The organism is Paraburkholderia sp. BGA-UO-ETr-F21, assembly GCF_059567925.1.
On sequence record NZ_JCAQOY010000016.1, the window covers coordinates 289152 to 301378 of the forward strand.

At 63.0% G+C, this 12227-nt stretch carries 13 protein-coding genes; 5 read left to right on the forward strand and 8 right to left on the reverse strand.

Annotation, left to right across the window (positions count from 1 at the left end; all coding sequences use genetic code 11):
- The first annotated feature begins 29 nt into the window (after positions 1-29).
- Entirely contained in the window at positions 30-281 is a 252-nt protein-coding gene (locus AC57B1_RS12305; RefSeq protein WP_091798257.1) for a hypothetical protein, read from the forward strand.
- Positions 282-380: 99 nt separating this feature from the next.
- Here AC57B1_RS12305 and AC57B1_RS12310 read toward each other — a convergent pair whose 3' ends face one another.
- A complete protein-coding gene (locus tag AC57B1_RS12310; protein WP_496417621.1) occupies positions 381-1313 on the reverse strand; it encodes a DMT family transporter in 933 nt (310 codons plus the stop codon).
- 288 nt (positions 1314-1601) lie between these two features.
- Between AC57B1_RS12310 and AC57B1_RS12315 the strand changes: the two genes are divergently transcribed.
- Positions 1602-2354, forward strand: a complete 753-nt coding sequence (locus AC57B1_RS12315; protein ID WP_091798262.1) for an IclR family transcriptional regulator domain-containing protein — start codon at positions 1602-1604, stop codon at positions 2352-2354.
- Between the two features lie 224 nt (positions 2355-2578).
- Positions 2579-2791: a hypothetical protein gene (locus AC57B1_RS12320; RefSeq protein WP_091798264.1), complete on the forward strand. Its 213-nt coding sequence runs from the start codon at positions 2579-2581 to the stop codon at positions 2789-2791.
- Between the two features lie 153 nt (positions 2792-2944).
- Here the strand turns inward: AC57B1_RS12320 and AC57B1_RS12325 are convergent, their stop codons facing one another.
- Both AC57B1_RS12325 and AC57B1_RS12330 read right to left on the reverse strand, forming a co-directional pair.
- Positions 2945-3223 carry a hypothetical protein gene (locus AC57B1_RS12325; protein ID WP_408344264.1) on the reverse strand — a complete coding sequence of 93 codons (279 nt, stop codon included), beginning with the start codon at positions 3221-3223 and terminating at the stop codon, positions 2945-2947.
- A 139-nt stretch (positions 3224-3362) separates the two neighbouring features.
- A complete protein-coding gene (locus AC57B1_RS12330; RefSeq protein WP_091798270.1) occupies positions 3363-4118 on the reverse strand; it encodes a Mut7-C RNAse domain-containing protein in 756 nt (251 codons plus the stop codon).
- Positions 4119-4212: 94 nt separating this feature from the next.
- Between AC57B1_RS12330 and AC57B1_RS12335 the strand changes: the two genes are divergently transcribed.
- Complete coding sequence (locus AC57B1_RS12335) at positions 4213-5082, forward strand: NAD(P)-dependent oxidoreductase (protein ID WP_408303271.1); 870 nt, start codon at positions 4213-4215, stop codon at positions 5080-5082.
- A gap of 74 nt (positions 5083-5156) precedes the next feature.
- On the forward strand, positions 5157-5792 hold the full coding sequence (locus tag AC57B1_RS12340; RefSeq protein ID WP_408344267.1) for a LysE family translocator: 636 nt from the start codon (positions 5157-5159) through the stop codon (positions 5790-5792).
- Between the two features lie 289 nt (positions 5793-6081).
- Here the strand turns inward: AC57B1_RS12340 and AC57B1_RS12345 are convergent, their stop codons facing one another.
- The 5 genes from AC57B1_RS12345 to AC57B1_RS12365 form a co-directional block, all read right to left on the reverse strand.
- Positions 6082-6906 (reverse strand): OmpW/AlkL family protein, encoded by an 825-nt coding sequence (locus tag AC57B1_RS12345; RefSeq protein ID WP_408344270.1) that lies wholly within the window; start codon positions 6904-6906, stop codon positions 6082-6084.
- A gap of 183 nt (positions 6907-7089) precedes the next feature.
- Entirely contained in the window at positions 7090-8334 is a 1245-nt protein-coding gene (locus tag AC57B1_RS12350) for a DUF2957 domain-containing protein (protein WP_408181356.1), read from the reverse strand.
- Positions 8335-8431: 97 nt separating this feature from the next.
- Complete coding sequence (locus AC57B1_RS12355; protein ID WP_408344273.1) at positions 8432-9865, reverse strand: DUF2957 domain-containing protein; 1434 nt, start codon at positions 9863-9865, stop codon at positions 8432-8434.
- Between the two features lie 492 nt (positions 9866-10357).
- Positions 10358-11305, reverse strand: coding sequence for an N-acetyl-gamma-glutamyl-phosphate reductase (argC, locus tag AC57B1_RS12360; protein WP_091798282.1), 948 nt, complete (start codon positions 11303-11305; stop codon positions 10358-10360).
- 184 nt (positions 11306-11489) lie between these two features.
- Positions 11490-12062, reverse strand: a complete 573-nt coding sequence (locus AC57B1_RS12365; protein ID WP_091798284.1) for a flavodoxin family protein — start codon at positions 12060-12062, stop codon at positions 11490-11492.
- Positions 12063-12227 lie beyond the last annotated feature (165 nt).

Consider the following 12227-nt stretch of genomic DNA (forward strand, 5'->3'; position numbering starts at 1 on the left):
CATCAAGACAAGCCGGCCCGGAGCGGATCATGAGAATGGCAAGCGAACAGTCGCTGCGGTTTCTAGTGGAAAAATGGCTTGCGCCGGAGCCTTCCGTGCCGGTTCATGTCACCGAATTCAGCCGTACCCGCCTGGGTGGCCGCCGCTATGTACGCGTCGAGACGTCACTCGAGGCGGGCTCACGCGGGTTGTTCTTCTTTCGTCACGACGACGGCTGCTGGTGTGTGTTTCCGCCCACCGCGGACACGCCGGCTTTGTATGCGCAGTCGCGAGCTGCGTGAAGACGGCCAGCAATCCAGCAACGCCGAGCGCCTACGCAAAATAGCTCGCACTCCTCGACACGCGATAAGTCGACCGTCTACATCCTCAAGCCGATGCATTCAGGACGATGTATGAGGCAAGCGTTCACGCCCGCGTCGCCATGCCGGCATCACCTGACACACGATCAATCCCGCCAGCATCAACGCGCACCCGAAAAGCGCGCGCGCCGACAGTGTCTCGCCAAGCACGAGCCAGGCCGCTAGCGCGGCGAACACGCCCTCCATGCTGAAGATCACCGCCGCATGCGACGGCGCCGCATGCTTTTGCGCGACCACCTGAATCGTGTAGGCGATGCCGACTGACAGCGCTCCGCCGTACAAAATGGTCGGCGCGGCACGTGTAATCACCACCAGACTGAACGGTTCGACGGCGAGACCGACGACAAGGCACGCTAGCCCACACGTCACGAACTGCACGAGTGCGAGCATGAGCGTGTCATGACGTAGCGCGAAGCGCCCGACCAGCATCATCTGGATGGAGATGACGAGTGCGCCGGCCAGTTGATACCAGTCGCCGTACAGCATCGAAAACTGCGCGTTCACGCTCAGAAAATACATGCCTACCGCCGCGAGCGCCGCACCGAGCCACGTCCCGATTCCCGTGCGATGTTTGAACAGCACGCCCAGCAGCGGCACGATTACCACGTACAACGAACTGATGAAGCCCGCATTGGCGACCTTCGTGTATTGCAGGCCGATCTGTTGCAACGAAATCGAGGCGGCCAACACCACGCCGAGCAGCACGCCGGCACCTAAGAGCTCGCGAGCGCCACCGGGTTCGCGCTTCGACAGTTCGGCCAGCGCGGAGCGCCGGACACAAACAATCAGCGTCAGCACGACGAGTGCGCCGAGCAGGAAGCGCAGTCCCGTGAAGAGAAACGGTCCGATCGCGTCGAGACTCAGGCGTTGCGCGACGAACGCTGAGCCCCAGATCATTGCGGCGATCAGCATCAGCATATTGGCATGCAGGTGTTGGCGGGTTTCGGCTTTCAAAGGTGGTCTTTCAGGTTCGATGGGATGACAACGCGTTCGCGGCTGACTGGCGGCGTCGACTCGATGAGCGCGTCGCCGTTCGGCCGCAGACATGATACGTGTGCGCCGCGAGGGCTGATGTCCGGACATCCCTCACTATCGGCATCTTCGATCAGACGCACTGGACCTTGAATGATCCGATCGACGCATCTCGTTCGCAGCGCGCCCGACTCGGGCGATAATCGCGCGACGGCCAACAGTTCAGTGCACGACTGACCCAGCGAGCCGTCTGATTTTCAGGCAAACGCAATGGACGAGAAAGACTGGATCGCCGGCGCGGCCAAAGCGCTGGCGATCATCGAAGCATTCGACGAAGAGCACGCCCGCATGACACCGACCATGGTGGCTGGGCGCGCGGGCCTGTCGCGCACGGCGGCGCGTCGCTATCTGCTGACGTTGCGCGAACTCGGCTACGTGGACACCGACGGCAAGCTATTCTGGCTCGCGCCGCGTGTCTTGCGGCTCGGCCAGTCGTATCTGGATTCAGCGCGCTTGCCGCGCACCGTGCAGCCGTTTCTCCAACGCATTACCGCAACGGTGCAGGAAACCGCGCTGGTGGCGATCCTCGATGAACACGACGTGGTGTACGTGGCGCGCAATGGCGTGAACCGGGCGATGGCGGTCGGCTTCGTGCTCGGCTCGCGCGCGCCCGCGCCATTGTCGTCGGCGGGGCTGGTTTTGCTGGCGTTTCAGGCGCCGGAGAGCATCGAGCAGTGGCTTGCGTCTTACCCGATCAAGGTATTCACGCCTCACACCTACTCGACGATCGAACAGTTGCGTGATGTGCTCGGCGAAATTCGCCGCAATGGCTACGTGGTCACCGATCAGCAACTGGAGTTGGGCGTGCGCGGCGTCGCGGTGCCGTTGCGTGACCGGCATGGTTCGGTCGTGGCGGCGATCAGCGTCAGCATGCCGATCGGACAGGAGTCGGCGAACGCCGCGTTGCATCGCGTGTTGCCGACCCTTCTGGAGAACGCCAGCCTGTTGCGCAACCTGGTTTGATGCGGTCTAGGTGAATCCCCTGGTAAGCGGCGCTTGATGAGTGAAAGCGTGTCGAAAGCAAGCTGTCTCCCGGAAAATACATATCGAGTTTTGGGCATGACAAACCGCCTACACTGCGTAATACTCTCCCGCGGGGAGCGGGAAGGCGCCTCAAGCCCTGTCTGCTTCACCGTGCAGCTTATTCATTCACATTGACTCAGTCGTCCAGGTTTGGGGAACAACACATGAAAAAAGTTATCGTCTCGCTCGCAGCCGCTTCGATCGCGCTGGTTTCCGTTCAAGCTTTCGCACAAGCGTCGGACGCAGCAGCACCGGCTGCTGCAGCAAGCGCGCCGAAGAAGCATCACGTCAAGAAGCTGAAGACGCACGGCAAGCGCGCTCCGGTTTCGGCAGCCGCTTCGGCAGCTGGCACGAACGACAAGGGCACGCAAAACTAAGCTGCGGCCCGATTTTTCGGGCCAGCCTCGCCGGTTGACCGTTGCGTGCCGCTTGTCGGCAGGTGCAATGTGATCCGGATGAAGGCGTCGCAAGCAAAAAGGCCAGAGCTCGTGCTCTGGCCTTTTGCATTCCGGGCGCGGTTGTCGCAGCGATTAGCCTGCCAGGCCACGCTTGATGACTTCGTTCAGCAGTCCGCTCATTCCTTCGGGATGGGTCGCGGCCCGCTCTTTCAGCTCGGTCACCAAATCGCCGTTCAGCTTGCACGCGAATGCGACCAGGCCCTGCGCCTGATCGAGCTTGCGCTGTTCGCGGCGATCGAGCTTCGGCTCGGCGGCCGCGGCTTTGCCGAAACGCTCGGCCGTCGACAGCTTCATTGCATTGTTCAGCTTGAGTGCCTTGTTCTTTTCAAGGTCGGTCTTTTTCATCGCCATACGGAAGGCCTCTGCCAGATAAGTAATCCCGCATTGTACGCACCGCGCCGGACGTCGGGCGAGCGCGCGGCGCAAGGGCGCTTCACCTGCATCTATCGCCGCGCAAAGTGGGATCCAGAGTAAGCACCTCAATTGGAGCTCAGGCAGACCGGCCAGGCGCGGCCGCCACGCTGTCCATCAGCGCGCGCATTCTCTGCCAATGGGTGCCCTCCCAAAACACGCGACGGCACACGTCGCAGGTAACGAACTGTGCATGCCTTTCCAGCACGCCGTCTGGAGCGCGCGTGCCGACTTCCTCCTTGGGGATGCGCCGTAGCGGCACATTGCACATCAGACACAAGCGAAATGGTTGCGCGCTGCCGGCCAGATCGAGCCGTTCAAACACTTCGCGCAATTGTTCGCGTGGTCTGAGCGTGCGGACATAGCAGCCATGCGTGATGCTGCGGCGTTTCAATAACTCGCGGTCACGTGTCAGGACGATGCGCTGTTGCGCGGCGGCCAGCGCTTCGATGTCGGCGTCGGGAAAGTGGTTGTCGTACAGCGTATCGAAGCCGGCAAGCCGCAGGAGCGGCGCGAGGCCGCCGAGATGCGCGTCGGCGATGAAGCGCACCACGCGCAGCGGCCGTTCGCGCACGCGCAGAAGCGGCTGGATGTCGAGCGCTTCAAACTTCGGATACACGGCTATGCGATCGCCGTCCGAGAGCGGATGATTGAAACCGACCGACTCGCCGTTGACCAGAATCAGCTCGACCTCGGTGTGCGGCACGCCGAGCACCTCGATCATGTGCTTGGCGGTGGCGCCCGGCGCGCAGGCATAACTGAACGCGCGCCGGCGTAGCGGGCGCGCGAGAAAATCGTTCAGCTCCTCGTAGAAGCGGAATGTCGCGGTCACCATCACCGCAGTATCGCACCGTGTTTCATTGCGTGCTGTCCTGCACGTGTCGCATGGGTGTGCTTTACTTCCAGTTCTTTAGAAGACGGAGCGACAGATGGACATCGGTTTTATCGGTCTCGGCGAGATGGGCGCCGCGATGGTTGCAAACATTTTGAAAGCCGGGCATCAGGTGCGCGTGTGGAATCGCTCGCCGGAACGTGCGCAGCCGCTCGTCGATGCAGGCGCGCGGATCGTCGCGACGCCGGCCGAAGCGTTTGCGGGCGACGCCGTGTTCTCGATGCTCGCCGACGATAGCGCGTTGCGCGAGGTCATCACCGCCGCCCTGCTGGAACATGCTCCGCGTGGACTGATTCACGTGAACATGGCGACGATCTCAGTCGCGCTGGCCGAGGAACTGGCGACGGCGCACGCATCGCGCGGCGTTCACTACGTGGCCGCGCCGGTGTTGGGCCGGCCCGATGTCGCGGCGGCGGGCAAGCTGACCATCGTGGCGGGCGGACCGGCGGAGTCGATCGACCGTGTTCAGCCGATTTTCGACGTCATCGGCCAGAAGACCTGGCGCATCGGTTCGCTGCCGCAGCAGGCGAATGTCATGAAGCTCGCGGCTAACTTCATGCTGGGCGCGGCGGTCGAGACGCTCGGCGAAGCGGCCACTCTGGTGACCGGGCATGGTCTCGCGATGCAGGATTTCCTCGACGTGATTACGAGTGGCCTGTTTCCGGGCCCGGTCTATTCGGGCTACGGCAAGCTGATCGCGGAGCAGCGCTACGAGCCGGCGCTGTTCAAGGCGCGTCTTGGCCTGAAGGACATGCGTCTGGCGCTGGCCGCGGCGGAGGCCGTGACGACGCCGCTGCCGATCGCCAGCGTAGTGCGCGACAGTCTGATCGAAGCCGTGGCCCACGGCGACGGCGAGAAGGATTTCGCCGTGCTGGGCCAAGTCGCCGCACGGCGAGCAGGGCGCTAAGAGGCACTGACATTCGGCGATGACGGACCCGGGCGGGCATAATAGCCGCCCGATCCTATTTCGCCTTGATTCCCATGAGCCTGCACACCTGGTGGTTGTTCGTCGCCACTGTCTTTGTCGTTTCCGCGATTCCCGGTCCGAACATGCTGCTCGTGATGACGCACGGCGCCCAACACGGCTTACGCCGCTCCAGCGCCACCATGGCGGGCTGCCTGTCGGCGCTGGTGTTGATGCTGGCGGTATCGGCGGCGGGGCTTGGCGTGTTTCTCGAAGCGTGGCCGGCCATGTTCAACGCGCTGCGGATGATCGGCGCGGCCTACCTCGTGTACCTCGGCATCAAGGCATGGCGCGCGCCGGCCGACGAAGCCGCGGCCGGCGACGCCGACGAACTGGCCGCCAAACCCGCGCGTTCGCGCCTCGCGCTGTTCCGCAACGGGTTTCTCGTCGCGGGCAGCAATCCGAAGGCGATTCTGTTTGCCGCGGCGCTGTTGCCGCAATTCATCGACGCCGCTCAGCCCAAGCTGCCGCAATTTGGTGTGCTCGTCGCGACTTTTGCCGTGATCGAGGTGAGCTGGTATCTGGTGTACGCGGGGTTTGGCACGCGCATTGGCGCGAGATTGAAGAGCCGCAGCGTCGCCAGGATGTTCAATCGGCTGACTGGCGGCGTATTCGTCGGATTCGGCGCGATGATGGCGCTGGTTCGCCATTGAGCGGAAGGGGCAGCGCCTTCGACAATGGGGGATACACAAGGCACCTGGTAGCCCGTTGGATTTTTGCAACGTTGAGGGTCTACCCTAATTTGCATGTTGCGCCGCACCAAAGCATTTGCTATAGTCTGTCTTGTCTCCTCCATGTCTCCTCTGATATGGATTCAGCCCGCCCAATTAGGCGGGCTTTTTTTTGCCCTGAATTTTTTGCCCTGAGTTCGCAGCATCCCCAAAAACATAAGCCGGCTGGCCCTTGCGCAGAGCCGCCGGCTTTGTCGCGTCGGCGCCGAACTCAGAATTTGTATGAGACGGCGAGGAAAGAAATGATCGGATCGGCGCTCAGGTCCGCCTTCGAGACCCCCAGCTCTGTGCCATCCGCCGCCTTGATGATGACCGACGAGGTTGTCTTCAGCGGGATGTAGGTGACCGACGCCACGAGCCCCCAGTGATCCGTGATGTTGTACGCGAGCCCCGCGTTGAACACCGGCGCCCACGACGACGACGCCTTCGCCGATACCTGCGTCTGCCCCGGCTTGCCCGCACCGGCCGCCAGTACCGCGCCGAGGTTGTTCTGCGTCGACTGGACGAAGTTCTGGCTCAACTGAATGTCCGAGAACCAGTTGTACGACACACCCACGCCGACAAACGGGCGGAACTTCGCCGTCGGCTCGTTGAAGTAGTACTGGAACAGCAGCGCCGGGCTCCACTGGCGCACGCTCTTCACGATCGGATTGGCCTGCGGATCGCCCAGATCCTGCTGGCCGAGCGCGCCTGCCGGTCCAGGCGGTTTGATGACGCCGTGCCCATAGATCTTGAACACCGGCGGCACGCCGGCCACGGTCGTCACGGCAATGTGATCGGTGAGGTAATGGCTGAACACCAGGCCGACGGTATCGGCGTTACCGGTCGACAAACTCGTACCGGCCGAAGTGAACGAGCTTGGCAGGCGCAGCGGCGTGTTGATCGGCGTCGGCGCGACGGTGGTGGTGAGCGGCGTGCTCGAATCCTGCGGCATCACGTGAAACCAGCCGAGTACCGCGACGTTGTCGCCGGCATGTTGGGCGTGCGCGCCGGCGGACAAGCAGGCAGCCAGTAACGCGAAACAGATTCTTTTCATGTTGTTCCTCCTGAGGCGCGCGTGAAGCTGATCGCGCGCGGCAAGCGACGGCAGGTCCGCGACCGCGCCGGTGCGCTGCTTATTCGGTGGGCGCCGGCTGCCGCGCTGTGACGCCGCTGTGACGCCATACGGCAGCCGGGACGCGAACGCCACGTTGCAAAGTGGCGGCGCGTGCGGCGCCCATTACTGGACGAAGGCGCCGATCGTGAAATACGGCGAAGCCGCGTTGGTCAGATCGAGGTAGCCGAACACCCCGCCCGTGAAGATCATCTTTCCGGTAGGCGTGGTGCCGGTCGAGGCGCCCACTCGCGTCGTCGTCACTACGCCCGGCACGGCTTGCGTGAAGTCCAGATTCAGCGCCGTCGCGAGCGATGCCTGCGATGCGTTGAACGGATCGAGCAGCGTAGCCTCGGTGCCTTCGAGCGCGGTGGTGCGATAGTCGAACTGGCTATCCACGCCGATGTACTCGCCGTTTTGCGAGTTCACCGTGATCGCGCTTCGCGGCGCCAGAATCGAGATGCCCGACTCGTCGTCGGCGTAAGGCCCGAGCGCGCCGTTTTGCGGCACCGTCACCGACGAGTTCGCCGCGCCCGTTCGCACCAGAATCGGCACCAACTGGTTACGCAGCTTGCCGACGATCATGTAGCCGCGCGCTTCCGGGGTCGTCGCGAGGGTGGGCTTCGCCTGGCCAAGGAAGTTGTTGGTCTGGAACGCACCGCTGCCGTCCGCCGACTGCGCGAAGTTGCCGCCGGGTTGCTGACACTTGCCGGCGTTGATGCCGGAATTGTCACACTCGGTCCACGTGCCGTCCGCGTTGATCGTGATCTTCGAATCGACCGCGACCGGCGCGAAGTTTTGCGACGGTACCTGGTGATAGCCGAGCTGGTTGTACGTACCGGCCACGTTCGCGAGATTCGTTTCAATCGACGAGAAGCCGATGAACGGGTAGTACGGGAACTTGGTATCCGGCACGGCGCCTACGCCGAGAATCCCGCCGAACGAAATTTCCGCGCCCGGGATCGTGCCGCCCGCCACGCCTTCGCCGACGAAAATCCGCGCCGGACGATTCGGGTCGAGACTCGCGCCGTTCAGGCGGAATGCGCACTGGTTGAGCTTGTTGGTCGGCAGCAGGGTTTCCTGGGTGAGCGTGCCGCTGGCTGACTGCCCTGCGCGCGTTGGGACGACAGTGCCGGTGGTTGCCGGAATCGGCGACTCGATGTAACTGATCTGCCAGGTCATCTTGGTCGTGTCGAGTTGCAGCTTGACCAGCTCGCCGTCGCCGCCGCCGCCCGTGAATACCGTGCCGTAGTCCAGCGACGCAGGGCACAGCCGGACTTCCGTCACGGGCCCGTCACCGCCGCCGCCGCCACCACACGCCCCCAGCAACGGTGCAGCAAGAGCGAGCACCGAAAGGATTCTCCATTTCATACCGCCTCCAGAATTTTCTCGTTGTGTGTGGCCGGCTCCCAGTCCAGCCACCTGATTTATTTATGTCTCGTACTGCGAACTGCCGGTCCGTTGCGACTTACTTGCTGATTTGCGCGCCGATACCGAAGTAAGGTGCGCTCGAAGCCGTGCTGTTGAGTTGCGATGTCGGCGCTACGCCGCCATTGACGGTCCCTTGAATCTCGATCGCATAGAGGCCGCCCGAAGCGATTGCGAGCCCTTTTTGACCGTTGGCCTGCTGGACACCGACCAGTCCGGGACTCGGCAGGCCGTAGCCCAGACCGAAGCCGTCTTCCGCCGCCGAAGTCGACGGGTTGATGAAGGTGCCGACGCCGCCCTGGATCAATGCGGCGGTGTACTTGAAGTTGGAGTCGGCACCTACGTAGCCGCCGTCGAAGCCGCCGGACGCAAGCGGTGTAGCCGCGGCCAGCATCGCGATGCCGGATTCGTCGTCGACCTTGGCGTCGGAGTGCAGCAATACCGCGGTGCCCAGGTTGACGGAGCCCGTGCGAATGACGAGCGGCACCGTCGCGCCGTTGATCTGGCCGAGGATCATGTGCGCCTGAGCCGACACGCCGCTCGGCTGGTTCAGTGGCGGCAGCTTGAGCTGAGTGCCGATCTGCGGCGCATTCTGGCTGTCGAAGTAGCCGCTGGCATTGGCGGTCCATGCCGTGCCCGTCGTCAGGCAGCCGCTCGAGCTCGGCGTAAATGCCGCGTTGGCCGGATTCGAGCCCGTGCAGTTGCCGGCCGCGTCGAAGGTTTCGACCGTGTTGGTGGCGGTCGCCGCATACGAGCCGGACGGCACGAGGTGATACAGGAGACCGTTGTAGGTGCCGGCCAGCTTGGTGATATCGGCGGTCGTGCTGGCAAATCCGAGGAACGGGTAGAAGTCGAAGTGCCGGTTCGGTACCGCGCCGACGTGATCGATGATGCCGGGAATGATGGTCAGGCCGTCGTACTCGACGGTCGCGCCCGGAATGCCGCCGCCGGCCACGCCCTGGCCGACCAGAATCATCGGCGGGTTCGGGTTGTTGACGAAGTCGGGCGTCGTGTAGGTCGTGCCGTTCGCGGGCGCGGTGCCGGTGCCTTTGCCGAGAATGAAAGCGCAGCGGGTTTGCTCCGCGGTCGGCAGCATGCCGGTCGGAGGATGGATCACCGCACCGGTAATCTGTGTGCCTTCGCGCGTGATGGTGACGTCGGCGCTGGTCAGCGGGATCGGCGACTTGAGCCACTTCAGCGAGTAGGTCATCGCTGTCGCGTCGATATTGAGTTGCACGACTTCGCCGCTACCCGCTCCGCCGAGGAACGTGCTCTTGACGATGTCGGCCGTGGCGGGACACAACGCAGTCGCACCGGCGCTTGAGGTCGGCGGACCTTGCACGCCGCAGCTCGCGCCTGAGCATTGCGCGGGGTTGACCGGGCCTGGATTGTCGGCCTTGCCGCCACCGCAGGCGATCAGGAATGGGGCCGTGGCAATGGCCATCGCCAGGCCGCGAGTAATGGCGTGCGACATGCTGCTGTCTCCCTTCATGTAATTGTGCGAGCTAATTTCGCTGTGCGGATAATGGCTGTCAATTGAATGAGCCGTCTAAAAAGACTGATTCAAACAGCGTTCCTTTTCCCGGACGCGCACCGCGTGGACACCGGCGGCCCTTTTAAACAAAAAATGATTTTTCGGCCTGGAGATGACATCGTTGCTTCGCCGCACTGCCTTGCCAGGCAAGCGTTACAGCAAAATGGCTCTATGATATTCGAACGACCGTTCGCGAAAAAATCCGGAGTTTCCCTATGCGGAAAACTATGCTGTGGGCGTGGTTCTCAGGAATGAATTACCGGCAGTTTCTCAGGTAGTCGGATTTTTATTTTTTAAGTAATGCGGGCTACTACCGATTAACTGCGGGAAATGGAATTGAAATTGGCGGGATTTAAAACAGAAAGGCCGGTCCTGGTGGACCGGCCTTTTTTGTGACTCGACGGCGCATTGCCGCCGGTAGCGCAGGGTTGATCAGCGTTTCAAGCCGCTGTCTTCGCTGGCGCCGATCGCGAGGTTCATGCACTGGATCGCCGCGCCCGACGCGCCCTTGCCCAGGTTGTCCAGACGCGCGACGGTCACGAAGCGTTCTTCGTTGCCGAACACGAACAGGTCGACGCGGTTGGTGTCGTTGTTCGCCTGCACGTCGAAGAAGCCGCTGTCGAGGTTTGCTTCCGCGTCGAACGGCGCAACGTGCACGAAGGCCTCGCCCGCGTAGTACTCGGCAAACAGCGCCTGCACGTCTTGCGGTGTGGCCTTCTTCGCCAGCTGGTTTGGCGAGAAGAAGGTGGTGACCGCGAGACCCTTGTAGAAGTCGCCGACGATCGGCGTAAAGACCGGCGCCGATTTCAGGCCCGTATGCGCGGCCATTTCCGGCAGATGCTTGTGAGTCAGACCAAGCGCGTACGGACGCGGGCTCTTGAGCTTGTCGTTGCCGCCGGCTTCGTAGTCGGCAATCATTTTCTTGCCGCCGCCGCTGTAGCCTGTGATCGAGTAAGCGTGCGCGGCGAACTCGGGCGCTACCACGCCTGCTTCGACCAGCGGACGCATGGCGAGCACGAACGCCGACGCATGGCATCCCGGCACGGCAATGCGTTTCGCCGTGCGCAGACGCTCGCGCTGCGAGCGCGCCAGCTCGGGCAGGCCGTAAGCCCAGTCGGCGGAAGTACGGAACGCGGTGCTGGCATCGATCAGCACGGTGCGATCGTTCTCGACCAGCGAAGCGGATTCGCGCGATGCGACGTCGGGCAGGCACAGGAACGTGACGTCCGACGCGTTGATGAGACGACGGCGCTCGTCGAGGTCTTTGCGCTTTGCTTCTTCGATACGCAGGATCTCAACGTCGGCGCGTTGCGACAGGTATTCGAAAATCTTCAGGCCGGTCGTACCTTCCTGTCCGTCGACAAAAACTTTCGTGCTCATCTCGATCTCACTGGCTTGCTGGAAACAGGGCGCGACACCGCGCCGGAACGTTATTTTAAGACCTGATGGCGGCCGACGTGCAAAAGGGGTGAAAAAACGACGATGCACGCCGAACGTGACATCGGCGTGACCCGTTTTGCGGCAGATGCCAGCCGATGCCGGCCGGATCGCGGCAATCCGTGCGTCAGCGGGCGGCGGCGATCCAGCGTGCCGTGACGCCGGCCACCCGTGCGCCGAACATCCGCGCGGTTTCCAGGTCGCCGGCGGGCGGTGCTTCTTCCGGCGATGCGTCGGCCGGTGACTGCGTGAGCAGGCCGGTCGAGCCGCCCACATAGTTCAGGTCGTTGCGGGTCGCCGCCTTGGTGTTGGACGGCATCATGCCGGTGCCCGCCCAGATCATGCCGTGCTGCATGGCCAACGTGACGAAGTACTGGATCGTCGAGAACTTGTCGCCGTTCATGGTCGCGGAGTTGGTGAAGCCGGCCGCGATCTTGTCCTTCCACGTCTGTCCGAACCATGGTTTCGAGCTCGCGTCGGCGAACTTCTTGAAGTCGGCGGAAGGGCCGCCCATGTAGGTCGGCGCGCCGAAGATGATGGCGTCGGCCGCGGCGAGTTCGGCCCAGGCCGCCTCGTCGATCTCGCCGACCGGCAGCAATTTCCCGTCCGCGCCGGCTTCGAGAGCGCCCGCCAGCACGGCCTCGGCGACTTTCTTCGTGTGGCCGTAGCCGCTGTGATAAACGATGACGATCTTCGACATGTAACACTCTCCAGCAAAATGAACGAGGATGGGTGAGGCACGGCAATGGTGCGCAGTGGTGTCGGCGCTGCCCCGGCAAGCATGACGCGTACCGTCGTGCTGCACATTAGCGTGCGCGAATGACAGAATTTCGGCGCGGGCGGCAATACGACGCAAGCCGTGCGC

Bases quoted from the DNA above. Each gene is read 5' to 3' on its own strand.
- AC57B1_RS12305 (WP_091798257.1), top strand. From the start codon at position 30: ATGAGAATGGCAAGCGAACAGTCGCTGCGGTTTCTAGTGGAAAAATGG.
- AC57B1_RS12355 (WP_408344273.1), bottom strand. From the start codon at position 9,865: ATGTCGCACGCCATTACTCGCGGCCTGGCGATGGCCATTGCCACGGCC.
- AC57B1_RS12330 (WP_091798270.1), bottom strand. From the start codon at position 4,118: ATGGTGACCGCGACATTCCGCTTCTACGAGGAGCTGAACGATTTTCTC.
- AC57B1_RS12315 (WP_091798262.1), top strand. From the start codon at position 1,602: ATGGACGAGAAAGACTGGATCGCCGGCGCGGCCAAAGCGCTGGCGATC.
- argC (WP_091798282.1), bottom strand. From the start codon at position 11,305: ATGAGCACGAAAGTTTTTGTCGACGGACAGGAAGGTACGACCGGCCTG.
- AC57B1_RS12365 (WP_091798284.1), bottom strand. From the start codon at position 12,062: ATGTCGAAGATCGTCATCGTTTATCACAGCGGCTACGGCCACACGAAG.
- AC57B1_RS12335 (WP_408303271.1), top strand. From the start codon at position 4,213: ATGGACATCGGTTTTATCGGTCTCGGCGAGATGGGCGCCGCGATGGTT.
- AC57B1_RS12320 (WP_091798264.1), top strand. From the start codon at position 2,579: ATGAAAAAAGTTATCGTCTCGCTCGCAGCCGCTTCGATCGCGCTGGTT.
- AC57B1_RS12350 (WP_408181356.1), bottom strand. From the start codon at position 8,334: ATGAAATGGAGAATCCTTTCGGTGCTCGCTCTTGCTGCACCGTTGCTG.
- AC57B1_RS12325 (WP_408344264.1), bottom strand. From the start codon at position 3,223: ATGGCGATGAAAAAGACCGACCTTGAAAAGAACAAGGCACTCAAGCTG.
- AC57B1_RS12340 (WP_408344267.1), top strand. From the start codon at position 5,157: ATGAGCCTGCACACCTGGTGGTTGTTCGTCGCCACTGTCTTTGTCGTT.
- AC57B1_RS12345 (WP_408344270.1), bottom strand. From the start codon at position 6,906: ATGAAAAGAATCTGTTTCGCGTTACTGGCTGCCTGCTTGTCCGCCGGC.